The organism is Camelimonas sp. FR25, from assembly GCF_059740505.1.
In genome coordinates, this window is sequence record NZ_JCAWFG010000103.1 from 176,674 (window position 1) to 202,651 (window position 25,978).

The following is a 25,978-nucleotide window of genomic DNA, read 5'->3' on the forward strand; positions in this document are numbered from 1 at the left end:
ATGCTTGACGCCAAGATTCGCAGCCGCCTGAGCATCCCGGTGATCGCCGCGCCCATGCTGCGCATCTCCGGGCCTGATCTGGTGGTCGCCGCCTGTCGCAGCGGTGTGGTGGGGTCATTCCCCACCGCCAACGCCCGCACGGTGGAGCAGCTCGACGCTTGGCTCACCGACATCGCCGCCCGCGTCCGCGACGGCGGCGGCGCCTACGCCCCCTGGTGCCCCAATCTGATCATCCGCCAGCCGCGGCTGCAGGATGATCTGGCCTGCCTGGTGCGCCACAAGGTCGAAATGGTCATCACCTCGGTCGGCTCGCCCGCCGCCGTGGTCAAGCCGCTGCATGATGTCGGCGCGCTGGTGCTGGCTGATGTGGCGACGGTGAAGCATGCCGAAAAGGCGCTGGAGGCCGGGGCCGATGGCCTCGTGCTGCTCACCGCTGGCGCCGGCGGCCAGACCGGCTGGATGAATGGCTTCGCCTTTGTCCGCGCCGTGCGGGCGATGTTCGACGGCCCGATCGTGCTGGCCGGCGGCGTCACCGATGGCGCCTCGCTGGTGGCGGCCGAGGCGCTGGGCTGCGACCTCGCTTATATGGGCACCCGCTTCATCGCCACGCCGGAGAGCATGGCCGACGACGTCTATCGCGACATGCTGGTCAGTTCATCCATGGATGATGTGGTGCTGACCCAGGCCTTCACCGGCCTGCGCACCAACATGCTACGCCCGTCGATCATCGCCGCCGGGCTTGACCCCGACCGGCTCGACGAACAGGTGACGGCGCAGACCGCCAAAGAGATGTTCGGCGGCGGCTCGCAGGCGCCAGGGCCCAAGCGCTGGGTCGACATCCGCAGCGCCGGCCATTCGGTCTCGGGCGTGCACAGCGTGCAGCCGGTGGCGGAGCTGGTCGCCGAGGTGGCCAGCCAGTACCAGCAGGCGCGCGCCGACCTGCGTGCCCAACTCGGCGGCTGACACAAGGGCAAGGTTACGCGCAAGGCACAAACCACCGTCATGCCCGTGCTCGTCACGGGCATCCACGTCTTCCCCCGGTCGAACGTGGGCCTAAACGCCCCGGCGCCAGGCGCCCTAGGCGCCTCAACTCAAGGGCCGCGCCACAAAAAAGGCCGACCAAAAAGGTCAGCCTCCAGCCGTCATCGCTCTGTCCCAGGCCGGCGGCCATACGGTCGCCGTCCCGGACGCAGCCTCACTTCTCCACGAACGCCTTCTCGACCACAAACTGGCCGGCTTCGCTGTTATTGCCTTCGTTGAAGCCTGCGGCGAGCAGCAGGGCCTTGAGGTCGGCCAGCATGTGCTCGCTGCCGCAGATCATCGCCCGGTCCTCGTCGGCGGACAGCGGATCAAGGCCGAGGTCAGCGTAGAGCTTGCCGCTCTCCATCAGATGGGTGAGGCGGCCGGTGTTGCGGAACGGCTCGCGGGTGACGGTGGGGTAGTACAGCAGCTTCTCGCGCGCTTCCTCGCCGAGGAATTCATCCTCGAGCACGGAATTCACCAGCTGCTCGCCATAGGCCAGCTCCGAGACGAAGCGGCAGCCATGGGTCAGCACCACCTTGTCGTAGCGGCCATAGACCTCCGGGTCGCGGATCAGGCTGGCGAAGGGCGCAAGGCCGGTGCCAGTCGACAGCAGATACAGATTGCGACCGTTCTCGAGATTGTCGAGCACCAGCGTGCCGGTCGGCTTGCGGCCGATGATGATCTCATCGCCTTCTTTCAGATGCTGCAGCCGCGAGGTCAGCGGGCCGTCCTGCACCTTGATCGAGTAGAACTCCAGCTCCGGATCATAATTCGGGCTGGCGATGGAGTAAGCGCGCAGCAGCGGCCGGCCATTGTCCTGCATCAGCCCGATCATGATGAACTCGCCGCTGCGGAAGCGCAGGCCAGCGTCGCGGGTGGTGCGGAAAGAGAACAGCGTGTCGTTCCAGTGGCGAACGGCAAGGACCTTTTCCGAATAGAAATTGCTCATCTTGTATCCACGAACTTTCAGACACGCTCTGCCACAGACACGGGCGACACGGTGGCGGCACGGGGGCCGCAGGGGGCGCCGAAGGCTGCTGACAGCGGAAGTGGCGGGTTAGCACACCGGTTCAGGCCAACTCAATAATTTCCCGTCACAGGACGGGCAAATAAATGAATGTTCCGCCATAGCTGTAAATTGGAATGCATCCAGTCTGTGCGCCACCGCACAGGAGAATAATTTTCTTACCCAGCGCCTTCGCCAGCGTTTCCGGCAAAGCCACGCGCCAGCCAGCGCCAGCCTTTGCAAGTCCCTGCGCTCTATAGCGCGTGGCCGACCAGCGCGCCAATCACAGCCGTGACGGCCATGGCCATCGCGCCCCATACCAGCACCCGCCAGGTGGCGCGCCACGGCGCCGCGCCGCCTGCTCTGGCCCCCACGGCGCCGAGCAGCGCGAGGCACAGCAGCGTCACCACGGTGACCGCCGCGATGCGCCAGGACGCCGGGGCCAGCACCGCCGCCAGCAGCGGCCAGATGGCGCCGGCGGCGAAGGTCGCGGCCGAGGTCAGGGCAGCCTGAATGGGGCGGGCGGTCGAAATTTCGGTGATGCCAAGCTCGTCACGGGCGTGGGCGCCGAGGGCGTCATGCGCCATCAACTGCCGGGCGACCTCCTGCGCCAGATCCGGCTCAAGGCCGCGCGCCTGATAGATCTGCGCCAGCTCCGCCAGTTCCGCTTCCGGCTCACTCGCCAGCTCCGCGCGCTCGCGGGCCAGATCGGCCTGTTCAGCGTCAGCCTGCGAACTCACCGAGACATATTCGCCCGCCGCCATCGACATGGCCCCGGCCACCAGCCCGGCGACGCCGGCGGTCAGCACGGCCAGCGTCGACGAGGATGCGGCGGCCACGCCGGTGATCAGACTGGCGGTGGAGACGATGCCATCATTGGCGCCGAGCACGGCGGCGCGCAGCCAGCCGACGCGGGTGAGAAGATGCTTTTCGTTGAGAGAATGCATGCCCGCCGTCCGCCATCGCCGTTTCCGTGAACTGTCCCGCCAGCGCCGCCAACGCCTGCCCGAACGCGTCGCCGTCATCGCTGCGCCGCCACCGCGTCGCCCTTTGCCGACCTTACACCGCCAGCAGGGCGTCGCGTCGCTCAGGGTCAGCGTCGAGATCCGCCATGGTTCCCGAGAAACATGAGGCGCCGCTGGCCAGCACATGCACCCTGTCGGCGACAATCCTGGCAAAGTTAAGGTTCTGCTCGGCCACCAGCAGGCTGAGGCCATCGCGCTTCAGTTGCAGCAGCGCCGCCGCCATGTCCTCAACCAGCCGTGGGGCGAGCCCTTCGCCGGGCTCGTCGAGCAGCACCATATAGGGGTTACCCATCAGCGTGCGGGCGATGGCCAGCATCTGCTGCTCGCCGCCGCTCATGGCGCCGCCGGGGCGATCGCGCATGCGGCCAAGATTGGGAAACAACGCGAACAGCCGCTCCGGCGTCCATTCGGGCGCGCCAGGGCGCGGCGGCTGCCGGCCGGCCTCCAGGTTTTCGTCCACGGTGAGGTCGGTGAAAATGCGCCGGTCCTCCGGCACATAGCCGAGGCCGCGCCGGGCGATGGCGAAGGGCGGCATCGGGCCAATATCGGCGCCGCGGAACGTGAGACGCCCGGCGCTGCGCCGGGCCAGCCCCATGATCGCCCGCAGCGTCGTGGTCTTGCCAGCGCCATTGCGGCCCAGCAGCGCCACGATCTCGCCTGGTCCGACGCTGAGGCCGACGTCACGCAGGATCTGCGCCTGGCCATACCAGGCGTTGAGCCCGCTGACGATCAGGCCCTGCTGCTGCAGCGCAAGGTCCGCCTCGCCTGGCGCGGCGTCGGCGGTTGCGGCGAAGACGCTGGCGGCCTCGTCCGCGCGCGTCCCGCCGTCGTCCGGCGTCTGGTCTGGCATCAGTGTCTCCGTAGGCGGCTCGGGCGCTGGCTGGACCGGCGCGTGCGCTGCGTCAATATCGGCGGCGGCTGGCCCCTGACAGGGGCACAGATTCCAAAGGGCGAAGGGTCGGTCAGTTTCCACCGGTTGCGGCGAACAACACGCCGTCACCGAGATAAGCGGCGCGCACCGCTGGGCTGGCGCGCACCGCGTCTGGCGCGCCGCTGGCGATCATTTTGCCGCGGTCCAGCACAAGAATGCGGTCGGCATGGGCGAATACTGCATCCATGTCGTGTTCGGTGAACAGCACCCCCATGCCCCGGTCGCGGGCGATGCGGCTGGCGGCCTGCATCAAGGTCGCGCGATCGGCCTGGGACATGCCGGCGGTCGGCTCATCCATCAGCAGCAGGCGTGGCCGCCCGGCGAGGGCGATGGCCAGTTCGAGTCGTTTGACGTCGCCATAGGCGAGCTCGGCGGCGGGTCGCTCCGCATGCGCGGCCATGCCGGCCAGTTCCAGCAGCGCCATGGCATCGTCACGGGCAAAGCGGCGTCCGGCGCCGAAAGGCAGCAGGCTCCGCCCCTGGCTGGAGGCCAGCGCCGTCTGTACGTTCTCACGGACGCTCATGGAGGAAAAGACGGCGGCCACCTGAAAGGTGCGCCCGACGCCTGCGCGAAACGCCTGGGCCGGCGCGGCGCCGGTGATGTCGCGGCCATGCAACAGCACCCGCCCGGCGTCTGGCCGGATCTGGCCGTTGATCAGGTTGAAGCAGGTGCTCTTGCCGGCGCCATTGGGGCCGATCAGCGCCACGATCTCACCTGCGGCAACGGTGAAGCTGACGTCGTCGACGGCGCGCACGCCGCCCCACGCCTTGCTGAGCCCTTCGGCGCGCAACAGGGGCTCACGATTGGAGTCGAGGCCGGGGGCGGGGGCAGGGGCAGAGTCGGCGCCTGGGCCTGCGCCAGGCTTGCTGAGGTCGCTCATCGCCGTTCCCCGACCTGGCGTGGCCACAGCCGCGCCCGCCACAGATTGGCGACGCCGACGAGGCCACGCGGGAAGGCCAGCACCACCGCCAGAATGATCAGGCCCAGCGCCAGCTTCGACCATTGCGTCTGGCTGAGCAGCCAGATCGACAGCGCCTTGTAGGCGATGGCCCCGACCAGCGGCCCAAGCGTGGTTTCGACGCCGCCGAGCAGCACCATCACCAGCGAATCCACCGACACCGGGATCGCCAGCACATCCGGAAACACCGAACCCTTGAGGAAGGCGAACAGCGCCCCGGCGATGGCGGCGCCGGTGGCGGCGATGCTGAAGGCGAGCCAGCGCGTCAGCGCCGGGCGCAGGCCAATGCTGGCGGCGCGGGGGGCGGAGTCGCGCACGCCGCGCAGGCTGTAGCCCAGCGGGGCGAACATCATCACCCGCGTCACCGCCACCATGGTCACGGCGATGGCCAGGGTCATCCAGTAGAAACCTTCGGCGGTGCTGGCCCAGCCCTCTGGCCACAGGCCGAGCACGCCATTGTCGCCGCCCGACACCTCAACCCACTGGAAGGCGATCGACCACAGGATCTGGGCGAAGGCCAGGGTCAACATGGCCAGATACACGCCAGACAGTCGTATGGCGGCCAGCGCAAACAGCGCCCCGCCGACAAGGCCGGCCAGCGGGGCCAGCAGCAGCGACGCCGCCATGCCCAGCCCCAGCCCCTTCACGGCCAGAGCCACGCCATAGGCGCCGAGGCCAAAGAAAGCCGCGTGCCCGAACGATGCGACGCCCGCCACAGACAGCAGGAAGTGCAGGCTCACCGCCAGAATGGCGAAGATCAGCGTCTCGGTCGCCGCCACCACCAGATAATCGCCGCCAACCAGCGGCAGCGCGGCGGCGGCGGCGACCAGCGCCGCCATGGCCGCCCGTCCGGCGCCCGACAGCGGTCGCCACGGCGTCACCGCAGTCTCACCGGGCTGACGCTGCACCGCCTCGGGCCGGCCCAGCAGCCCCCACGGCCGCACGGCCAGCACCAGCGCCATCACCAGGAAGATGATCACCAGCGAGATCTTGGGGAACAGCAGGATGCCGAAGGCATTGAGCAGCGACACCAGCACGGCGGCGACAAAGGCGCCTGAAATGCTGCCGAGGCCGCCGATCACCACCACGACGAAGGCGTCGACGATAATCCGCAGATCCATGTGATGGTTGACGGATTCGCGCGGCAATTGCAGCGCCCCGGCGAGCGCCGCCATGAACACGCCCAGGGTGAACACGCCGGTGAACAGCCATTTCTCGTTGACGCCCAGCGCCGAGGCCATCTCACGGTCCTGGGTGGCGGCGCGCACCAGAATGCCCCAGCGGGTGCGATTGAACAGCAGCCACAGCGCGCCCAGCGTCACCGGGCCGAGGACGATCAGGAAAATATCCCAGGCCGGGATCATCTGGCTGAACAGCTGCACCGAGCCGGTGAGGCCCGGAGCGCGGCGGCCAACCAGTTCGTCCGGCCCCCACAGCATCACCACCAGATCGGCGGCGATCAGCGTCAGCCCGAAGGTGGCGAGCAGCTGGAATAGCTCTGGCGCGCGATAGATCCGCCGCAGCACGACGATCTCGACGAGGGCGCCGAGCAGCGCCACTGCCAGCGCGGCCAGCAGCACGCCGCCCCACCAGCCGAAAGCGCCGCCGAGCCGCTCGGTGATCGACCAGGCGGCGTAGGCGCCGATCATGTAAAAGGCGCCATGGGCGAAATTCACCACCCGGGTGACGCCGAAAATGATCGACAGCCCCGACGCCACCAGAAACAGCGATGAGGCGCTGGCAAGTCCGGTCAGTAACTGGGCGAGCCAGAAATCCATCGGCGGTCAAATCCTGTCATGCGTCGGGCGAGGTGGGCCTTCGAGGGTCGGGCGCGCGCCGTCAGTCAGCCGGACGCATTTTGGCCGCCTCGGCCTCGGACGGCAGATAGTCCTCGCCCTTGCGGTATTGCGGATTGAGCATCACGCCCTTGCCGTCACGCACGCCGGTGACGCCGACGAATGCGCCCATGGTCGACTGCTGGTCGGCGGGCCGGAAGGTGATCGGGCCGAAGGGCGACGACAGCGACAGGCCGCGACCCGCCGCGATCAGCTTGTCCGCATCGGTGGAGCCCGCCTTGCGCAGCATGGCGGCGGCCGAGTGCATGGCGCTGTAGCCAATGATCGAGCCGAGGCGCGGATAATCATTGAAGCGCGCCTGATAGGCCTTGAGGAAGGCGTCGTGCTCTGGCGTGCTGATGTCATACCAGGGGTAGCCGGTGACGATCCAGCCCTGGGGCGCCTCGTCCTTCAGCGGGTCGAGATATTCCGGCTCGCCGGTCAGGAAGCTGACCACAGCGCGGTCCTTGAACAGGCCGCGGGCGTTGCCCTCGCGCACCAGCTTGACCAGGTCTGGCCCGAAGGTGACGTTCAGGATGGCCTCGGGCTTCGCCGCCAGAATGGCCTGGGCGACAGGGCCTGCGTCGATCTTGCCCTGCGGCGGCCATTGCTCGGCGACCCATTCAATGTCCCGGCGCTTTTCCGACAGCAGCTTCTTGAACACCGCCACCGCCGACTGGCCATATTCATAATTCGGCGCGATCACCGCCCAGCGCTTTGCCGGCAGCTTCGCCGCCTCTTCCGCCAGCATGCGGGCCTGCATGTAGTTCGAGGCGCGCAGGCGGAAGGTGTATTTGTTGCCCTTGTCCCAGACCATGGCGTCGGTCAGCGGCTCGGCGGCGAGATAGACGATCTTCTTCTGCCGGGCGAAGTCGCTGAGCGCGAGGCCGACGTTGGAAAAGAATGCCCCGACCAGCATCTCGGCCTTTTCGCGCGACACCAGTTCGTTGGCGATGGTGAGGGCTTCCGCCGGCTTGCCGCCGTCATCGCGGCTGATCACCGTCAGCTTCTTGCCATTGACGCCGCCAGAAGCGTTGATCTCCTCAACCGCCAGCTGCCAGCCCTTTTTGTAGGGTTCGGTGAACGAGGGCAGGGTCGAATAGGAGTTGAGTTCGCCCACGCGCACCTCGCCGCTGAGGGCGGGCTGCTGCGCCAGCGTTGGCCCGGCGCCGAGCGTCAGGGCAGCGAATGCGATTGCGAGCGATCTGCGAAACGTCATCGATGTGCTCTCCCTGCGGCGGCGTGTTGCTCACGCGCCTGTCGCCCGCTCACGCCGGGCGCAATGATTGCGCGACCGCGCTCCCAGGCCGTTCATGCGTTGACGGATGCATCAACGGATGTCCCAGGTTATGCGCCGGCGCACGGGCGGCGGGTGCGCGCCGCTCCCGCTTGCGTGTAGATCCCAGGCGCGCAGGTCGCTTGCATACATGCCCCTTGCACGCCGTTCACTTGCACGCCGTTCCCTTGCACGCTGGTCCCTTGTGCACCGTTCCCTTGCACGCTTGACCAACGCTCTAGCAACTCACCGTGTCGGCGGCAATAAAGCGCCGCGCAAACGGCCGAAGGTCGGGAGATAGCGCGGCTCCACACGCATGCCTGCGCGACGGCGTTGACGGGCCGCCGCCAGTTCTGCCCGTCGCCATGCGCGCCGCGCGCGCCACAGGGCGTGGGGATGTCGGCGCGCTGGTCCGTGAAGTAAATGGCGTGCAAAAAACAAATACTACTTGCTGCAGTGGGAGGTATATTTTAAATAATACCTGTCGTTTCAAGCGGCGTGGACGAAAATTGGCTTAGTTAATTTGTTTGGCGATCTGTCAGGCAAGTGAATGATTCGCCGCTGTCGGCGAGCCGGGCCCGGGATTGCTGATAAGGACTGAAAGGACCGCTTTATGCAGACTGGAACTGTGAAATGGTACAACGAACAAAAAGGCTATGGGTTCATCCAGCCTGATACGGGCGGCAAGGACGTCTTCGTCCACGCAACGGCGCTTGAGCGCGCTGGCATGCGCGGATTGGTCGAAGGGCAAAAGGTGACGTTCGAGATCGAAATCGACCGGCGAACGGGCAAGCAGGCGGCGGGCAATTTGCAAGCCGGCTGAGCCCGGTTTTGTTAGGGCGGCGCTTCCGGCGTCAATCGGCGGGCGTAGTGCGTGACGTGTGTGACGCTTTGCAGATGAACTGCCTGGCAGTGATTAGTCGGGGGGAGGCGCCGCAAGGTGCGAAATGACATGGAGGTTGGCGCGATGTCGCCAGCCCGCGTAGGGTGCGGCGGCGCCGTCGATTGCCGGGGCGGGCGTTCTGATGGGCAGGGCGCGGCGGTGATCGCCGGCCGTGGGCGCCCGCCGCGACTGCGACACGGCGCCGGTGCGACGGCGGAGGCTGTCGTGGAGCGCCGCGTGGTCACTGGCCGTGGTCGCGGACTGGCATGGTGAGTGGCGGGATGCAGACGGGTTGCCGGTTCGGTGACTGTCTGGCTCGACATGGATGACGGCCATTGCCGATGGCGCGCCCTGGGCGTCCGCCCTCATAGGGCCGTCTAACTGTTAGGTAGACGCTGGCGCCGGTGGGCGCGTTGGCAGCGCCTTGCCGAGCGCTTCGCTGCAAGCGCGGGCTGAGAGATGCCCAGGCGGCGGGGGCGTTTGCCCTGGTCATGCGCCTTGGCGCTGCCGCTGCTCTCAGGGCGCTAGCGGAGTTGTTGGGCGCGACCCTTCGGGTGCGCCATGGCGCAAGGACGGCCCAGGGACGGCCCAGGGACGGCGCAAGGGCCGCGCAAGGACGCCGCACAGGGCGGGTTCGTCTTACGGCTCTTTTGGGGAGGCCGATCTGCAGGTGCATTGGCTGCGACGTCGGCCGCCAAACGGGCAGCCAGTTCGGCAGAACGTTCTGGCAGTTGTCCAATGCATTGCTGGGGCAGGGGCGTGGGGAGCCAGCTGGTCGGCGGTTTGCTGCAGCCCGCGCGCGCCTGGCGTCATCGGGCATAGCGCCGGGTCGGGGCGGGGCATGCGACTGGTCATGCTATCAGGCATGCGCGCCGAACGATGCGCTGGCCTGGGGCGTCGGCCAGAACCGCGGGTGATGGACGCGGGTGGTGGGCGCGGGTGATGGGCGCCGGTTATCGGCGAGGGGCGTGGCTGCAGGGTGGGCGTGGGGCCGCCCTCTCCGGCCATGCTGCCCGACGCCGTCTGGCCGGCGCCGCTGTATGCGCCCGGCGCCATTGCATGCACCCAGAGTCCGGTTGTGGTCGCTGCAGATTGGCGGAAGCGGCGTCGGCTATCGCGCCGGCGCGGGGCGTCTGGCGCGGGGCCCTTCCGCTCGCCGACAGTCATCATCCGGATAAATTGAAGGCGTGCGACCGTCAGGCCCTTTATATCCTGCGCGATCTGCGCCATAAAGCGCCGGACGCCCGGGACATCGGCAGCCATAAGCTGACGCCTGTCTGCGGGTCTGGAGGTGCTGGAGCGTCGCTCGGGATCTCCTTATCCTGGCGAAGCCCATGCGGTTGGCCCAGTCACCGGTTTGGAAATTCTCGTATTCGCCAGGGCAGCGCCGTCAGGCCGGTGCCAGGTGGATGCCAGACGCGGCGCCGCCGCATGATGTGAGTAACTGTATGGCCAAGGAAGAGCTGATTGAATTTGATGGTCTCGTGACCGAGATCCTGCCGGACGCGCGTTTCCGCGTTCAGCTTGAGGGCGGCCATGAGGTGATCGCGTACACCGCGGGCCGCATGAAGCGCAACCGCATCAAGACGCTCGCAGGTGACCGTGTCACCGTTGAAATGTCGCCTTACGATCTTGACAAGGCCCGTCTGGTTTATCGTCACAAGGACGAGCGTCCTGCAGGTCCTGGCGGTCGTCCGCCGCAGCGTGGCGGCAACTTCCGCCGTCGCTGAGCCAGGGCGCGCCGCGCTGTCGTGCCCTTGTTGGAACACTGCCCTGGCGTTGGTTTAGGCCTGGGCAGCATGGCTGGCTCAACTGAGGCCAGTTGCGTCGCCACAGGTCGGGGAAAGCGACGCGGTCAAAGATCGCATGACGCTGCGCCCAGCGGCTCGCTAGGCGCCGCCACCTCCCTCCAATTGGTGTGCGAGGCGACTTCAATGCGCAATCAAAAGGCGACTCAAAAGGGTCGCCTTTTTTGCGACTGTGGTGAGAGCGTCCGCGCCGCAGCAGCGGTTTTTTGCGCAGCGTTAAACGATTAAAGCTCAGGCGACCCTCGTCCGCTCGTTTCGCCCCACCGTCCAAGCCTTGCGCCAAACCTTGCGCCAAAGCTTGCGCCAAAGCTTGGGCCCAGGCCTTGTCCGGGGGGCGCGGCATGGGGTCATGCCAGTGCCTGCGCCAGCGCCAGTGCCAGCGCCATGAGCAGGGTGAGGGTCTGGGTCAAGCGCTGGCTCGGCGCCGACGCCAAGGGCGCGGCCAATGTTGCGCCGATCGTTGCGCCAACAGTTGCGGCCAGAGCGGCTTCACGCAGTTTCCAGCATTCACTTTTCGCGCGCCACCCAGCCTGTTGCAGGGTGAGGCGCCGGTATGTGCGCGCTAATAGGTCCGGGGAGGTTGCGTCGTCCTGTCGACGTCGCCTGCGCCATATCAGCCATGCCCAGCCAGACGCCTCCTGCTACGTCAGGGCGAAGCAGGACTCTTTGGTCGAGCGGCGGCTTCCAGAAAGCGCTGCCGCGTATCTGTAAGTACATCTTGGTTGATGGCGTCGTTTTTGTTTTTTGATTATCGCGAACGTGACGTGATTTATAAATAGAACACATCGCCTCATTTTTGTTAGAGCGCGCATATGCCCATTCGTTTCCTGTGTGATCAGATGGGCAACGCTTGAATTAGCCCGGCTAATTGACGCATTGCGCGGAAAATTCGCCTGGTTTGGACAAGGTCGGAAATTAACACGCAATTCCTTAACCTTAACGCCCAATTAACCAATCTCGTTCATCCATGACGTCGTGATGAACTGTTCTGGCCGCGCCTGGGCCAGTGGTGAAGTGGATACCCTGCAGATGACATCAAGGCACGCCTACAGATCGCGCCGTCATGCTCCAGCCGCAGCCATTGGACGGGCGTCGCCGCGGCCACTTCGCGCCGTCAGCTGCGCCGCCCTGGCGTTGTTGGGTGTCTCCAGCGCCGCCCATGCCGCAGACTGGACATCCGGCTATGGGTCATCGCGGGGCGGCTATTCCGGCGCCCAGTCCGCCGGAACCATTATTGCGGTCGACACCGCGATCACCGCCACCACCACCAATTCGCTGTTCGCCAACACCTCGATCACGGGCGCGCTGACGGGCGATCTCGATCAGACGTCAGGCTGGCGCGGTCGCGTCGAAGGCCAGATCGGCGCCTTCGAATATCGCAGTGAAGACACCCGCGTCATCGGCAATCAGCAGAGCGGCTCGGTGCTGATTGGCTATGAGTGGGCCGAGCCAGATATCCATATCGCCGCTTATCTCGGCTTCAATTACCAGAACATCAAGCTCGATCCGGTCGACCCGTCCAACGCCACCCGGGGGCATGGCTATGGTCTGCGCGTGGTCGGCGAGCTTTACGCCAACCCCACCGACACCACGATGGTGTCGGCCTATGGTTCGTACTCGACCCATGCCAGCGCCTATTACACCCGCTTCAAGGCTGGCTACGCGCTGTTCGACCGCACCTTCATTGGTCCCGAATTCTCGCTGCTCGGCGACAATTTCTACAAGCAATGGCGGCTCGGCGCGCATATTAGCGGGCTGACGTTTGGTCGTTTCAAGTTCGGCCTGTCCGGCGGCTATTTGCGCGACAGCCGCGCCGGTCCCGGCGGCTACGTGCTGCTGGATACCCGCGTCGAATTCTGACCCGCCTGCACGGTCGCGAGGCAACGAATGACGGTGTCGCCTGCACAAACGCAAGGCAGATGTATCCCGTTTTCGCACAGTCGTCGCACCGGAGCGCCGCAACGGCAGGCTCCAGTCAGCCTGGTGGTCTGCGACGTCGCCTTTGTCAGCATCGCTGGCGCGGGCGTCGCTGACGGTGATGCGCCGAAAGGCGTAAATGGGCGCCGCTGGCGTCCTGCGAGCGCCAGTGGGGCCTCATCGCGGCCATGACGCATGGTCGTGCGGCGTTTCTGCCAGTGTAGCCAGTGCGGCCGAGCGTTCGCGCCGGTGGCCGCCGGCTCAGACAGGCAGCTGAAACGCGCCGCCCATGCAAATTGACACAGTGGAGGCCGAGCCCGAGCTGTTGCGATTTTGTAAACGGCGCGCGTGTCCAGATCGACTAACGCTTGTTGCAATAACAAGGAAATTGCTGCACTTCACGAAGTTGTAATTCTTCACGCGCCATCAATGCAGGTGGCCAGGGGGAAAAGGGACATGATTGCAGCGTTGCGATGGCTTGCCTGGGTGATCCTGGGGAGCGTCACCTTCCTGTTCCTGACCTTGCCTGTGGGGGTGCCGATACAGCTGGCTCTTGGCCTGGCGGTGATCATCGCCATGATCGCCGTCTGGCTGTTCATGTCGGGCTTCCTGTCGCGGCAAATCTTTCTCGCCCTCGGCACGCTTCTGGTTATCCGCTACGCCTTTTGGCGCATCACCAATACCTTGCCGCCACCCGGCGACGTCGCCGGCTTCAGCGCAGGCGTCATCCTGCTGCTCGGCGAGCTGTATTGCGTGTTCTTCCTCGCCATGACGCTGGTGATTAACGCCGATCCGCTCAAGCGTCCGCGCGCCCGCCGCCCGGCGGACAGCGAATTGCCCAGCGTCGACGTGTTCGTGCCCTCCTATAACGAAGACCCGGCCATGCTGGCGCTGACCCTGTCGGCGGCCCGCAATATGGATTACCCGGCAGACCGGCTGACGGTCTGGTTGCTCGATGACGGCGGCACCGACCAGAAATGCGCTGATCGCGACCCGGAAAAGGCGGCGCAGGCGCGCCAGCGCCGGTCGACCTTGCAGAGCCTGTGCGCCGAGATCGGCGTGCGCTATCTGACGCGCGCCCGCAATGAGCGCGCCAAGGCCGGCAATATGAACAACGGCCTGCAGCACTCCACCGGCGACCTCATCCTGGTGCTCGACGCCGACCACGTGCCGTTCCGCGAGTTCCTGCGCGAAACCGTCGGCTTCTTCGTCGACGAGCCGAAGCTGTTCCTGGTGCAGACGCCGCACGTGTTCCTCAACCCCGACCCCGTCGAGAAGAACATCGGCACCTTCGGCTACATGCCGAGTGAGAACGAGATGTTCTACTCGGTCACCCAGCGCGGTCTCGACAAATGGAACGCGGCCTTTTTCTGCGGTTCGGCGGCAGTGCTGCGGCGCGAGGCGCTGGAGACCGCCGGCGGCTTCCATGGCGTCACCATCACCGAGGATTGTGAGACGGCGTTCGAGCTGCATTCGCGCGGCTGGCACAGCCTGTATGTCGACAAGCCGATGGTGGCCGGCCTGCAGCCGGAGACCTTCGCCTCGTTCATCGGCCAGCGCACCCGCTGGTGCCAGGGCATGTTCCAGATACTGATCCTGAAGAACCCGGCCTTCAAAGCCGGCCTCAGCTTCATGCAGCGGATCTCTTATCTGTCGAGCATGAGCTTCTGGTTCTTCCCGGTGCCGCGGCTGATCTTCATCTTCATCCCGCTGCTCTACATTTTCCTCGACCTGCGCATTTTCGTGGCGACGGTGGACGAGTCGATCGCCTTCACCTTCACCTATATGATCGCCTCGCTGATGCTGCAGAACTACCTCTACGGCCGCGTACGCTGGCCGTGGGTGTCGGAAATGTATGAGACGCTGCAGGGCATGTTCCTGATCCGCGCCATTGGCGCCGTGGCGATCAATCCACGCAAACCCAGCTTCAACGTCACCGCCAAGAACGACGTGATGCAGGACGACCATCTGTCCGAACTGGCGTGGCCGTTCTTCATCCTGTTCGGCGTGCTGGCGCTGGCCATGGTGGTGGTGATCTACCGCTTCTTCACCGAACCGGGCGTGTCAGCGGCGATGATCATCGTCGGCATGTGGAACGCGCTCAATCTGATGATCGCCGGCGCCTGCCTTGGCGCGGTGGCCGAGCGCCGCTCGGCGGCGCGCCAGCCGTCGCTGAATATCGAGCGGCGCGGCGTGTTGATGCTCGGCGGTCACAAGCTGCCAGTGATGATCGACAATGTCTCCAGCGCCGATTGCGTGGTGCGGGTGATGGGCGAAATTCCAGCCGATCTGCCGTCTGCTGACGCCGCCGGCCGGTTGCTGATTCAGCCAGTCGGCGCGATGCCGGCTCGCGACAACCTGCCGGTGGTGTTTTCGCGGCAGAATCGCGAAGGTGAGCAGGGCGGTTTCCTGCTCAGCTTCGGCGCGCTCGAACCACGACATTACAGCGTGCTGGCCGACCTGATGTATGGCCAGCGCGAGGCCCTCGCCAACTGGCTGGATTCGCGCCGCAGGCACATGGACATTATTCGCGGCACGGCGCTGATGATGAAATGGGGCGTGATCGGCCCATGGCGCGCCCTGAGCTACGCCCTGAAGCCGCGCGGCGCCGTAGCGCCCGAGGCTGTGGCGGAGCCGTCGCAGCAGCAACAGCCGCAGCCGCATCGCGATCCGCCGCCTGCAGGCCCTGCGCCTGGCGACATGGCCGTCGATCCGGCCAGCCTGCTGTCGATGCGGTGAGGGAGGTCATTATGCAGTCGCGCGTTCGCCATCCCCGCCCACTAAACGCACCGCGCGCCGCCTCCCGGCCTGAGGATGGCCGGCGTGGCCTGGTCAGCGTCGCCGCCATGGCGCGCGCCTGCGTCATCGCCGCCGCGGTGTGGGCCTCGGCGTCTGGTATCGCCGCCGCCCAGGGTTTGCTCGATGCCGGCGGCGCCATGCAGGGCGGCCGTTTTGTCGCGCCGCAGCAATCAGGCCAGCCACAACAGCCAGGCATGCTGATCCAGCCGCCGGCCAGTTCTGCCCCGCAGTCGCGGCCAGCCGCCCAGGGCCAGCCAGCGCAACAACTGGAGATCGCGCCGCAGACCCAGCGGGCCAATGCGCCCAGCCCGACGTTGCAGGGCCAGCGCCAGGTCTATGGCGTGCCGCCCAGCGGCGTGGCGGGGCAGCGCATCCGCTCGTTCCTGCCGCGTGGCGGCGTGGAGGACAATCGGGTCACGCCCAATGTGCAAAGCACCAGCGGCGGCGCCGACCTCGACCGAATGACCGTGCCGGGCGGCTATCTGCGCCGTATGCCGGTCAATTTGCATGGCTACCGGTTACGCGGTGAGATCGACGCCAGTGAATGGCCGGTCTATCTCAATGACGCCGAAGCGCGCGCGCGCCTGCAGTTCCGCGTGAGCTATCTCACCGCCATTTCGGTGATGCCCGAAGCGTCGGTGCTGACGCTGCTGGTCAATGACGTGGTGGTTGGCCAGACCAATCTGCAGGCCCCGAGCGGCGCCCGTCAGGCGGTGTTCGACATCCCTGCCGATCTGATGCGGCCGGGCTGGAACTCGGTGCGCATCACCGCCGATATGCGCCATCGCGTCGACTGCTCGCTCGGCGCTACCTATGAGCTATGGACGCAGCTCGACGCCGCCAATACCGGTCTGCTGGTCTATGGCGCGCCGGCCCGGGTGCTTGATGCGCCAGATGTCGCCTCGCTGGCGCCCGACAGTTTCGGCGCCTTTCCGGTCCGGGCGGTGATCCCCGGGCGCACCACGCTGGAGAGCGTCGACCAGGTGATGAAGGCCGTGCAGGGCGTGGCCCTGCGCTCGCGCTTCCTGCAGCCCGTCGTCGACGTCGGCCCCGCCGCCGAAGGCGACGCCGGCATGAATCTGCTGGTGGGCCTCTACAAGGATATCGCCAGGCAGCCTGGCGTCGAAGGGCTCGGCTCGGTCAGCGGGCCACGGGTGGCGCTGTTGCCCGCCGCCAATGGGCGCAGGCCCATGCTGGTGGTGACCGGTCAGACCGAGGCGGACCTCGCCCAGGCGCTGGCCAGTCTGACGCGGCAGGACGAGCCGCGCGGCGCCCCGGCGGGGCTGCTGGCGCTGGCCAATTATCGTGGTTTGCGGGTCGAGGGCGGCGGCCGCATCCCGCTGCGCGACCTCAACATGCCGAGCATTGAGTTCAACGGCCGGCTGTTCCGCGTATCGTTTGATCTGGTGCTGCCACCGGATTTCTACACCTCTGATTATGCCAAGGTGCTGTTGCGGCTCGATGGCGGCTATGTCGCCGGGCTTGGGCCGGAGCCGCAGATCTCGATCAGCGTCAACGGCCGCGACGCCGCCACCACCGTGCTGTCGCGCCGCGATGGCGAGGTGTTCCGGCGCAACGAGATCCCGTTCCCGCTTGGGCGGCTGAAGCCGGGCTTTAATCGCGTCGAGATTCTGGCCCGTGTGCCGTCGCCGGCTGATCGCAGTTGTGATCCGGTCGCCGCCATCGGCGCGCCCAAGCGTTTCCTGCTGCTCGACAGTAGTGAAATCGTCATCCCCACCCTGGCCCGCGTCGCCGACATGCCCAATCTGGCGGTCACCACCTCGTCAGCGTTTCCCATGTCGCTCACCGGGCGCAGCCGGCTGTTCCTGCCGGCGCCGGACCGCCACTCGGTGGGTGCTGCGGCGACCATCGCCGCGCAGATGGCCCTGGCGGCCAACGCCATGGTCGACATGGAGGCGATGATCGCCCCGCCTGCCGACAACACGGTGTCGACGATTGTCGTGGCCCCGGCCAACGCGCTGTCCGATCCAACGCTGGAGGCGGTTGGCGTCAACGCCGGAGCGCTCAAGGCAGCCTGGGAGAAGCGGCGGACGGCCGCTGTCCAGGATAATGCGGGGCTGGCGTCTTACAGCCAGCTGTCCCGGCAGCGCGCCTTTCTGACGCGCAATCTGCCAGGCTATTGTATGATGGCCAAAGCGGGCGATGGCGCGCTGGCGACCCGCCCTGCGACCCAGGCCGATGATGCGGCCCGGCCGGCAGTGGACACAACCGAATTGCCGCAGCGTGATGTGCTCGCCCAGTGGAACGAGAATATCTACGGGCGCACCAGCCTCATGGCCCAGGTCAGTGGTCTGTTGGGCAATATGGTCTCGGTGGGGACCGGCATGGTCAGCGGCGCGAGATCGTTGCTCAGTGAACGCAAGGCTGACGGCAGCGCCATGACCACGGTGCCGCCCTCCACGTCGCTGGTGATGGCCCAGCAGGTGTTGCCGGGTCGCCATGGCACGGTGCTGACCGTGCTGACCGCGCCCAACGGCCAGGATTTGTATGACGCGACCGCCTGCCTCGTTGATCCCACGGTGTGGTCGCAGGTGCGTGGCCAGAAGAGCCTGCTCGACGCAACCGTCGGCGAAGTGACGACGATTGCGCCGCGCGACACCCAGTTCATTCCCACCAGCGTATTCTCGTTGGTCAACGCCCGGCTGGTGGCCGCGAGCTGGTTATCGCACAATCCCAGCATCTATGTGGTGTCGTCGCTGCTGGTGGCGATTTTCCTTGGCGGGACCACGACCTGGTTGCTACGCAATATCGGACGAAAGCAGTGATGAGCATGGGGTTCAGATTGCCAGACATGTCCGACGGCAGGCGTGGCGCTTTTAGCGTTCCTGGCGCCCTTGGCGCTCTCGGGGCTCCTGGGCTTCTTGGCGCCCTTGGCGTTTTTGGCGCGGCAGTGCGCATGGCGGTCCTTGGCGCGGCCATCCTGGCAGGCGGCTCGCAGGCGGCCCTGGCGCAGCCAGCGCCAGCGCCGGCGGGAGCGGCCGCCGCCGCCTCTGACACGCAACAGGGAGCGCCTGTCTTGCCTGAATTGCGTCTGGACACCCGCGCCATTCCGCTGGGCGGCGCGCTCAAGAACCCGGAAATCTGGACGGCGTTCAAGGCGCGCTTTGTCACCGACCAGGGTCGTGTCGTCGACACCGCCAATGGCATGATCAGCCATAGTGAGGGCCAGGCCTATGGCATGCTGGCGGCGGTGGCCGCCAATGACCGTGAAGGCTTTGAGCGCATCTGGGGCTGGACGCGCGCCAATCTGATGGTGCGCGACGACAAATTGCAGGCCTGGCGCTGGGACCCTGACAAGCGTCCAGGCGTCGCCGACATGAACAACGCCACCGATGGCGACATTCTCGCCGCCTGGGCCCTGGCCGAAGCCGGGGAATACTGGAACAACGTCGCCTATCGCATCGAGGCGCGCCGTATTGCCGTCGAGGTTGGCCGCAAGGCGGTGTTGTTCAAAACCCGCTGGGGCGCGCTGCTGCTGCCGTCAATCTTCGGTTTTAGCGCCGAGCAGCGCTCTGATGGGCCAGTGGTCAATGTGTCCTATTGGGTGTTCCCGGCATTTCCCCGCCTCTATCTGGTCGCGCCGGAGATTGACTGGGCGGCGCTCAGCCGTAGCGGTATGGAGCTGATCGCCAAGGGGCGGTTCGGTCCGGCGCAATTGCCGACCGAATGGATGTCGACCAAGGGCACGACGCTGCGCCCGGCGGAAGGCTTCCCGCAGAATTTCGGCTTCAACGCCATCCGCATCCCGCTCTACATGGCGTGGGCGGGTCTCGGCGAACGGGCTGACTATGAGCCATTCGTCAAACTGTGGGGGCAGGGCGGCAAGGTGGCCAATGTGGTCGACGCCCGCACTGGCGCGCTGCAATCGATGGGCGAGAGCGGCTATTCGGCCATCGCTGCGGTGACGATGTGCGCGGTCAATAACGCCACAGTGCCGGATGATTTTCTAAGGCCGCGCGCCAATGAGAACTATTATCCGGCCATGTTGCATCTGATGTCCGTCATCGCGGTGCAGATGCGTTATCCGAACTGTCTGCGGGGGGCGGGACGATGACGCGGCGGAAGGATGACCCGCAGCCCGGCGCCGACCGACCGGCCCCCCCGCCCTGGTTGAGCCGGCCATTGCGCGGGCAGGTGGCGGCGCTGTCGCTGGCGCTGGCCTGTGCCGCTGGCGAGGCGTGGGCGCAACCGTCGCTGCAGCCGTTACGGCCACAGCCAGCGCCCACGGGCACCATGGCCCAACCAGCGCCTTCCGGGTCGATGATCCAGATGGCGCCCTCCGCCCCGCCGCAGGCCGATGGCGGGCGCATGTTGACCGAGAAGAACGCCGACGGCCGCGCCGTCGCGCGTCCCGGCGTTCAGCCAGACCTGTCGGCGCTGCGCTATTACGTGCTCAGCCGCCAGAAGGATCGCGCCGACGCCGAGGTGCGCCGTATCCAGCGCCTGTATCCAGGCTGGACGCCGCCTGCCGACGTCTATGAGACCGGCGAGCCGACGGCGGGCGATGAGGAGCCGTTCTGGGCGCTGTATTCGGCCGACCGGCTGGATGAGCTGAAGGCGGCCATCGCGGCGCGACGCAAATCGGAGCCAGGCTGGCAGCCCTCACGCGATCTCGCGGCCAAAGTGGCGCGCAAGACCCTGCGCCAGGAGATTGAGAAAGCCGCGAAGGAAGGGCGAGAGAAGCATCTGCTGCACGCCTTGCGTGATTCCGGCGTCGAAACCCGCGACCTTGAGCTGGATTTGCAGTGGCTGGTGGCCACCGCCCAGGCGCACACTGGCCAGTCGGCGAAAGCGCTGGAGACCTACAAGCTGATCATGGCCGCCGACCATGGCCCGCAGGAGCGCATCGCCACGATTCAGAAAGCGATGGCGGCGCTGCCGATGAGCGCCGTCGACGAACTGGCGGCGATGGCGCGCACGGAAAACGGCGTCAGCGAGCTTGAGCCGATCGCCATTGACCTGATCCGGGCCCGCATCAGCGCCTTCCTCAAGGAAGAGCGCACCGAGCCAGTCGACGCCCAGGAGATGAAGCGCTTCGAAGATTACGCCATTTCGATCGAGGATCCTGGTCAGGCGGGGCTGGCCGCATGGTATTTCTTCGACCAGAAAGATTACCGGCGCGCCTATGACTGGTTCAAGGCCAGCATCGCCAAGGGCGGCGACGCCATGGTTGCGCATGGTCTGGCGCTCACCCTGGTCAATCTGACCATGTATCGCGAGGCCGAAGAGGTGGCCTACGCCTGGCGCAACGCGCTGATCAACAACATGATCCTCTACATCGACATTCTCGAGCGGGACCTGACCAAGGCGATCCCGCCGTTTATCGAGCCAGAGCGTCTCGCCCGTTACGGCCAGGTGGCCATGCAGCTCACCTCCGGGGAGGCGGCGCAGGGTCTTGGCTGGTACGCCTATAATTCATGCCAGTACGATGTCGCTTTGCAATGGTTCGAGCGGGCCATGGCGTGGTTTCCCAAAGAGGCCACAGCCTATGGCTACGCGCTGGCGCTTGATCGCATGAAAGAGCGCCAGACCCTGGCTGATGTCATCAACCGCTATGACGGCCAGTTCTTCAAGGTCGTCGAACTGGTGTTCCCTGACGGCACGCTGCGGCCGCCGACCCCCTGCGACGTGCAGGCGCGCGCGGCGACGGAGCAGCGTCGCAGCCGGGGCCGCAACCGTGCGGCTGTCGAGGATGCGGGCGCTGCGAGCGCCCAGGGCGGCCCCATGTATCTCGGCCAGGGCGTGCAGTCCTATGGCCAGACGGGCGGTGCGCTGGCAGGGGCTGGCCTGCGCGGTTCGCTGCCGCGGGTGCCGACCCCAGACAGCGGCGTCGGCGCCGGGATCGGCCCGCAGGATCGCCAAAACCAGGGCTATCCGGCGCAACCCAAGCTGACCGCCAAAGAGTTCCCGATCAGCGTCGACCCTGCCAATCCCTTGCGCTTTGCTGGCATCGGACCTGGCGCGGTGGTGGGGGCGCCCTATAGCACGCCAGCGCCAGGCTATTTGCCCGAGCCGGTCAAGGGCCCGTGGCCGCTGGTGGCGCGGCGTGTCCCAGGCGTCGGTCCGATGCCGTATGAGCGCTATGGCTTTACGCTTCTGCCGTCGTGGAATGGGCTGACGGTGGCGACGGAGCCCAATTACGCCACCCAGCCAGCGCCCGCCGGCACGCTCTGGGCCGACCAGCGCCACGCCGACCAATACATCGGCGGTCGTTGACGCTGGCGCGCCGCATGCCTGCGGCGGGTTGGTCACTTAATGCGGCCACATGAAGTGACCAGGTGAGGTGGTCGGGTGGAGTGACCGAGTGTGCAAGTCCCTGACGGCGGACGGCGTTTGCTCTATCTTCACGCTCTCGCACCAGGATGGGCGCGGGCGCTGGGTCACAGGATCTGGCGGGGCGCTACGCAGTGACGACAGGCTGGAATCGAGGGCCGGGATGCTTATGGCGACGTCGCCCCGGGCCTGCAGAATTCAGCGCGCGAACCTGCGAGTGTCCTTGCAATCGTCTTTGCAAGCATCCTTGCAAACGGCCAGTCCAGTGCGTGTGGCAGTGCGTGCGGCAAGCGCGCGTGTGGCAAGTGTGTGTGCAAGAGCAAGCGGCGACCGCCTCGCGAAGGCGTGGGCCCGGAGAGTGAAGAGCATGATTCGTCGCCTGCGCGCCGGCAATGCTGAGGGACCTGACTTGCGGCGGCCACACGGTCAGCCCGGCCACATGGCGTGGTCGGGGCGTCGCCTCGCGGCGATCGCAGCCTTGGCGGCGACGTTCCTGGGCGCCGGCCCATTCCTTGCAGCTCAGGCGCTTGCCAATAATACGGCGCGCGGCGCGGCGATCGTCACCCTGCCGCCATCGGCCGGCCGGGTGCTGGCGGTGCAGGAGCGTGGCGATGGCCTCACCCTTCAGCAGCGGGTGGTGCTGAGCGGCGGCAGCCCGGGGCAGAATTTCATCGATATCCGCGTTGGCGAGCGCGCGCCGACCGCATCTGAGGCTGCGCTCGAACTCTTTGAACAATTCCCCGGCGTGGACATGACGCCGCTCAGTCATCGCAGCCTGCGCAGCAGCGCTGGCCGCCTGCAGGTGGCGATCGGCGCGCCAGCGGCTGGCGGCCGTTGCCTGTATGCATGGGGCGAGGCGCGCGATCTGGCCCGCGCGGGCGATCACCGCGTCAGCCTGTTCCAGCGCGCGACCCCGGCCAGCCTGCGCATTCGCCTGTGCAGCGCCACCGCCACGCTCGACCAACTGGCCGAGATGAGCGAACAGGTGGCGATTGGTGGCCTCGCCAGGGTGTTTGGCGCTGATGCGGCGACTGCCCCCATGCGAGAGGGCCGCGATCGTGGCCTGCTGGCCCGCGACCGCTTCGCCATGGACCCGGAGCCGGAGACGGCCGCCTGGCGGCCATCGCCGGCTGCGCCAGCCCTGTATGACGTAGCGCCCGCCGCGCCGCCACCCCGTGTCGTGCTGGCCCAGGCCAGGGGCGGTTCGGGCGGCGGATTGTTTGAACGCTCGGCGGGTAATCCGGGCGGCCTGATTGGCATGCTGCGTGGCTATCGCCGCACTGACCCCATCACCGGGTCAGGGAATTACGCGCCGCGTAAGCGTCGCGCCGCCCCCGCCGCCACGCGGCGGTCGCGTCCGGCGGCGCGGGCTGCCCGTCAAGCGCCGGAAAGCTATACGCCGCCGGCCCCGACCCGTCGCCAGTCAGCGCCTGAGACGGCGGCGCAGCAGCCGCAGGCGCCAGCCGGCTATCGTGAACCGGGCACCGGCGCACGCTATCTCGGCCCGATCCCAGGCGCCGTGCCGGTGCAGGCGCCTGCCGGCGGCGGCGGCGCAGCGCCGAGCCTTGGCGCCAACACGCCCGCCGTGCCAGCCCCAGCGTCAGCCCGGCCTGGCGCCGCGCCAGCGCCCGTGGGCTCGGCCCCAATCACACGGGGTCTCGATCCGTCGCTGCCAGGCCGCGCCTTGCGCGGACCCTCGGGCGGTTAAACGCGGCGTGTAGCGCCAGCTCACCGGCGTCACTCGGCCTGCTGGGTCCATTGCGCCGCAGACGCCATATGGGCCGCGCGGTGACGCGGCCTGCACAAGTCGCCAGCGGGGGGCGCCAGCGCGGGGGCTTGGCGCCAGTGATCGGCTCAGGCGACCGCGTCGCGGTGGTCATCCAGATAAGCGGCGATGCGTTCGACGCTGGCGCGAATATCCAGCGCCAGCGCCTGGCGGGCGGCGTCCGGATCACGCTGGCGCAAGGCCGCGATGATCATCAGATGCGCATGCTTCTGGCGCGGCGCGCGCGGCGGATAATCGCGAAAGGCGTTCATCGTCGGGCCGCACTGCAGCCACAGGTTTTCCACCAGATGCAGCAACACCGGCATATGCGCCATGCTGCACAAGGCATGGTGAAAGCGCTCATTGACCGCCATCAGCTCTTCCATGGCCCCAAGGTCATGGGCGTCGCACAGCGCGCCATGGATCGCCTCAAGCGCCAGGATCTCATCCTCGCTGGCGTCAGCGGCGGCGCGGGCGGCGGCATCACCTTCGAGCAGGATGCGGACGTCTGAAATGTGCCGGTATCGGCTGGCGTCCATGACCGGCACGCGCACCGAGCGGCGATCGATCTGAAACAGCGCATGCTCCGACACCAGACGACCAAGCGCCTCCCGGATCGGCGTGGCGCTGATGCCAAGCTCTTCGCTGACCTCCTTCAGCTTGATTTTCTGCCCTGGCTTGTACCGACCGGCCATCAATTGCTTGCGAAAATGCCTGTAGGCTTGCATCGCGAGACTTTCGGTGCGGACGCCTCCCTGCTGGCTCGTTTCCGTGTCCATGCCGCCGCTTATTGTGTTATGTTGTTTATATTTTATATGAGATGCAGATTTTACCGGATGGTTCAAGTGCGAACCAATTGTCCCTTAGTGCAACATTAACCGCTTCCGCCCTGATCGATTGCCCTAAACCCTTGGATTGCAGGGGCTTCCTCCTGGCGTCTTGCGGGTTGCGCCAGCGTGAGCAGGCCCGGCTGCTAGCGCCAATGTGTTGATAAGCCAGTGCTTCGGCCGTTGACGTCTGACCGTGCAAAAGCAACGCCCGGCCAGAGGCCGGGCGCAATTCACGTCATTCACGCAGGGAGGCGCGCCATTCGGCGCCTGGCGTCGGGCTCACGCCAGAGCCCGACAGGTCTGCCCTATCGGGTGATGGCCCAGGCTTTGGGCGGAGCCAGAGCCTTGCAGGTCGCGCCTGCAACGCCAGCGTCGCGTCACCGGCTCAGAGCGAGCGCGACACCACCAGCTTCATGATCTCATTGGTGCCGCCATAGATGCGCTGGATGCGCGCGTCGATGTAACGGCGGCTGATCTCATATTCCTGCATGTAGCCGTAGCCGCCATGCAGCTGCAGGCATTCGTCGGCGGTCTGGCTCTGCTTGTCGGTGACCCACTGCTTGGCCATCGAGGCGGTGACGGTGTCGAGCTCGCCGGCGATCAGCCGCTCAATGCAATGGTCGATGAACACGCGGCCAATGGTGGCCTCGGTCTTGCGCTCGGCCAGCTTGAAGGCGGTGTTCTGGAACTCGAGCAGCGACTTGCCGAACGCCTTGCGCTCCTTGACGTATTCGGTGGTGATCTCCACCGAGCGCTCGATGGCGGCGATGGCCTGGATCGACAGGCCGAGCCGCTCCTGCGGCAGCTGCTGCATCAGCTGCACGAAGCCCTGACCTTCTTCGGCGCCGAGCAGATTGCTGGCAGGCACGCGCAGTTCGTCGAAGAACAGCTCCGAGGTGTCGGAGGCCTGCAGGCCGATCTTGTCGAGGTTGCGGCCACGGCGGAAGCCTTCAGCGCCCGCGGTCTCGATGACGATCAGCGAGATGCCCTTCGAGCCCTTGGTCGGGTCGGTCTTGACCACGCAGACGATGATGTCGGCGAGCTGGCCATTGGTGATGAAGGTCTTGGCGCCGTTAATGACGTAATGATCGCCGTCAAGGCGGGCGGTGGTGCGCACGCCCTGCAGGTCAGAGCCTGCACCCGGCTCGGTCATGGCGATGGCGCCGACCCATTCGCCCTTGGCCATGTTCGGCAGCCATTTGAGCTTCTGCTCGTGCGTGCCATAGGCGTTGATGTAATGGGCGGTGATGATCGAGTGCACGCTGACGCCGGTCGCCATCTCTGGCAGCCAGGTCTCCAGCTCCTGCATCACGGCGGCGTCCCATGCGAAGCTGAGGCCCATGCCGCCATATTCTTCCGGCACCGAGCACAGCAGCGCGCCCATCTCGCCCAGGCCGCGCCAGGCGGAGCGGTCAACCATCTTCTCTTCGCGCCAGCGCATGGCGTGGGGAGCGAGCTCGGTCTGCAGGTAACGACGGAACTGCTCGCTGAAGGCAGCGATGTCGTCGGTCATCCAGCTGGAACGGTATGCCATGAGGGCCTCCAATCAAATATTTGCGCCGTCAATGCGTGATCCGGACGACGTGCGCAAGGCCCTGACGTCGCGCAAATGCGCGCGCCTCAGCGGG

General features: G+C 66.6%; 17 protein-coding genes. 9 read left to right on the top strand and 8 right to left on the bottom strand.

The annotated features are described in order from the left end of the window. A complete protein-coding gene (locus AC6A67_RS15710) occupies positions 1 to 963 on the top strand; it encodes an NAD(P)H-dependent flavin oxidoreductase (protein WP_498037497.1) in 963 nt (320 codons plus the stop codon). A gap of 232 nt (positions 964 to 1,195) precedes the next feature. On the opposite strand, the gene AC6A67_RS15715 is transcribed toward AC6A67_RS15710, so the two are convergent. The 6 genes from AC6A67_RS15715 to AC6A67_RS15740 form a co-directional block, all read right to left on the bottom strand. Beyond that, positions 1,196 to 1,972, bottom strand: a complete 777-nt coding sequence (locus AC6A67_RS15715) for a ferredoxin--NADP reductase (protein ID WP_498037498.1) — start codon at positions 1,970 to 1,972, stop codon at positions 1,196 to 1,198. Between the two features lie 311 nt (positions 1,973 to 2,283). Beyond that, positions 2,284 to 2,976, bottom strand: coding sequence for a VIT1/CCC1 transporter family protein (locus AC6A67_RS15720; RefSeq protein ID WP_498037499.1), 693 nt, complete (start codon positions 2,974 to 2,976; stop codon positions 2,284 to 2,286). A gap of 112 nt (positions 2,977 to 3,088) precedes the next feature. Then, a complete protein-coding gene (locus tag AC6A67_RS15725; RefSeq protein WP_498037500.1) occupies positions 3,089 to 3,904 on the bottom strand; it encodes an ABC transporter ATP-binding protein in 816 nt (271 codons plus the stop codon). A gap of 112 nt (positions 3,905 to 4,016) precedes the next feature. Then, complete coding sequence (locus AC6A67_RS15730) at positions 4,017 to 4,865, bottom strand: ABC transporter ATP-binding protein (protein ID WP_498037501.1); 849 nt, start codon at positions 4,863 to 4,865, stop codon at positions 4,017 to 4,019. Next, positions 4,862 to 6,721 (bottom strand): ABC transporter permease, encoded by a 1,860-nt coding sequence (locus tag AC6A67_RS15735; protein WP_498037502.1) that lies wholly within the window; start codon positions 6,719 to 6,721, stop codon positions 4,862 to 4,864. The genes AC6A67_RS15730 and AC6A67_RS15735 overlap by 4 nt, the downstream gene beginning before the upstream one ends. 61 nt (positions 6,722 to 6,782) lie before the next feature. Then, entirely contained in the window at positions 6,783 to 7,997 is a 1,215-nt protein-coding gene (locus AC6A67_RS15740; RefSeq protein ID WP_498037503.1) for an ABC transporter substrate-binding protein, read from the bottom strand. Positions 7,998 to 8,667: 670 nt separating this feature from the next. Between AC6A67_RS15740 and AC6A67_RS15745 the strand changes: the two genes are divergently transcribed. From AC6A67_RS15745 to bcsN, 8 genes are all read left to right on the top strand, one after another. After that, positions 8,668 to 8,877: a cold-shock protein gene (locus AC6A67_RS15745; protein WP_498037504.1), complete on the top strand. Its 210-nt coding sequence runs from the start codon at positions 8,668 to 8,670 to the stop codon at positions 8,875 to 8,877. A gap of 1,508 nt (positions 8,878 to 10,385) precedes the next feature. Continuing rightward, on the top strand, positions 10,386 to 10,667 hold the full coding sequence (gene infA / locus AC6A67_RS15750) for a translation initiation factor IF-1 (RefSeq protein ID WP_498037505.1): 282 nt from the start codon (positions 10,386 to 10,388) through the stop codon (positions 10,665 to 10,667). A 1,215-nt stretch (positions 10,668 to 11,882) separates the two neighbouring features. Further along, positions 11,883 to 12,605: a cellulose biosynthesis protein BcsS gene (bcsS, locus tag AC6A67_RS15755; protein WP_498037506.1), complete on the top strand. Its 723-nt coding sequence runs from the start codon at positions 11,883 to 11,885 to the stop codon at positions 12,603 to 12,605. Between the two features lie 513 nt (positions 12,606 to 13,118). Beyond that, complete coding sequence (gene bcsA, locus AC6A67_RS15760) at positions 13,119 to 15,401, top strand: UDP-forming cellulose synthase catalytic subunit (protein WP_498037507.1); 2,283 nt, start codon at positions 13,119 to 13,121, stop codon at positions 15,399 to 15,401. Between the two features lie 11 nt (positions 15,402 to 15,412). Further along, positions 15,413 to 18,247, top strand: coding sequence for a cellulose biosynthesis cyclic di-GMP-binding regulatory protein BcsB (locus AC6A67_RS15765; protein WP_498037508.1), 2,835 nt, complete (start codon positions 15,413 to 15,415; stop codon positions 18,245 to 18,247). 251 nt (positions 18,248 to 18,498) lie between these two features. Further along, positions 18,499 to 19,536 (top strand): family 8 glycosyl hydrolase, encoded by a 1,038-nt coding sequence (locus AC6A67_RS15770; protein ID WP_498037509.1) that lies wholly within the window; start codon positions 18,499 to 18,501, stop codon positions 19,534 to 19,536. Between the two features lie 68 nt (positions 19,537 to 19,604). Then, positions 19,605 to 21,698 carry a hypothetical protein gene (locus AC6A67_RS15775; RefSeq protein ID WP_498037510.1) on the top strand — a complete coding sequence of 698 codons (2,094 nt, stop codon included), beginning with the start codon at positions 19,605 to 19,607 and terminating at the stop codon, positions 21,696 to 21,698. Between the two features lie 535 nt (positions 21,699 to 22,233). Continuing rightward, positions 22,234 to 23,463: a cellulose biosynthesis protein BcsN gene (gene bcsN / locus AC6A67_RS15780; protein WP_498037511.1), complete on the top strand. Its 1,230-nt coding sequence runs from the start codon at positions 22,234 to 22,236 to the stop codon at positions 23,461 to 23,463. A gap of 146 nt (positions 23,464 to 23,609) precedes the next feature. Here bcsN and AC6A67_RS15785 read toward each other — a convergent pair whose 3' ends face one another. Together AC6A67_RS15785 and AC6A67_RS15790 are read right to left on the bottom strand one after the other, a co-directional pair. Further along, a complete protein-coding gene (locus tag AC6A67_RS15785) occupies positions 23,610 to 24,299 on the bottom strand; it encodes a GntR family transcriptional regulator (protein WP_498037512.1) in 690 nt (229 codons plus the stop codon). A gap of 436 nt (positions 24,300 to 24,735) precedes the next feature. Further along, positions 24,736 to 25,884: an acyl-CoA dehydrogenase family protein gene (locus AC6A67_RS15790; protein WP_498037513.1), complete on the bottom strand. Its 1,149-nt coding sequence runs from the start codon at positions 25,882 to 25,884 to the stop codon at positions 24,736 to 24,738. Positions 25,885 to 25,978 lie beyond the last annotated feature (94 nt).

Bases quoted from the DNA above. Each gene is read 5' to 3' on its own strand.
- AC6A67_RS15710 (WP_498037497.1), top strand. From the start codon at position 1: ATGCTTGACGCCAAGATTCGCAGCCGCCTGAGCATCCCGGTGATCGCC.
- AC6A67_RS15715 (WP_498037498.1), bottom strand. From the start codon at position 1,972: ATGAGCAATTTCTATTCGGAAAAGGTCCTTGCCGTTCGCCACTGGAAC.
- AC6A67_RS15720 (WP_498037499.1), bottom strand. From the start codon at position 2,976: ATGCATTCTCTCAACGAAAAGCATCTTCTCACCCGCGTCGGCTGGCTG.
- AC6A67_RS15725 (WP_498037500.1), bottom strand. From the start codon at position 3,904: ATGCCAGACCAGACGCCGGACGACGGCGGGACGCGCGCGGACGAGGCC.
- AC6A67_RS15730 (WP_498037501.1), bottom strand. From the start codon at position 4,865: ATGAGCGACCTCAGCAAGCCTGGCGCAGGCCCAGGCGCCGACTCTGCC.
- AC6A67_RS15735 (WP_498037502.1), bottom strand. From the start codon at position 6,721: ATGGATTTCTGGCTCGCCCAGTTACTGACCGGACTTGCCAGCGCCTCA.
- AC6A67_RS15740 (WP_498037503.1), bottom strand. From the start codon at position 7,997: ATGACGTTTCGCAGATCGCTCGCAATCGCATTCGCTGCCCTGACGCTC.
- AC6A67_RS15745 (WP_498037504.1), top strand. From the start codon at position 8,668: ATGCAGACTGGAACTGTGAAATGGTACAACGAACAAAAAGGCTATGGG.
- infA (WP_498037505.1), top strand. From the start codon at position 10,386: ATGGCCAAGGAAGAGCTGATTGAATTTGATGGTCTCGTGACCGAGATC.
- bcsA (WP_498037507.1), top strand. From the start codon at position 13,119: ATGATTGCAGCGTTGCGATGGCTTGCCTGGGTGATCCTGGGGAGCGTC.
- AC6A67_RS15765 (WP_498037508.1), top strand. From the start codon at position 15,413: ATGCAGTCGCGCGTTCGCCATCCCCGCCCACTAAACGCACCGCGCGCC.
- AC6A67_RS15785 (WP_498037512.1), bottom strand. From the start codon at position 24,299: ATGGACACGGAAACGAGCCAGCAGGGAGGCGTCCGCACCGAAAGTCTC.
- AC6A67_RS15790 (WP_498037513.1), bottom strand. From the start codon at position 25,884: ATGGCATACCGTTCCAGCTGGATGACCGACGACATCGCTGCCTTCAGC.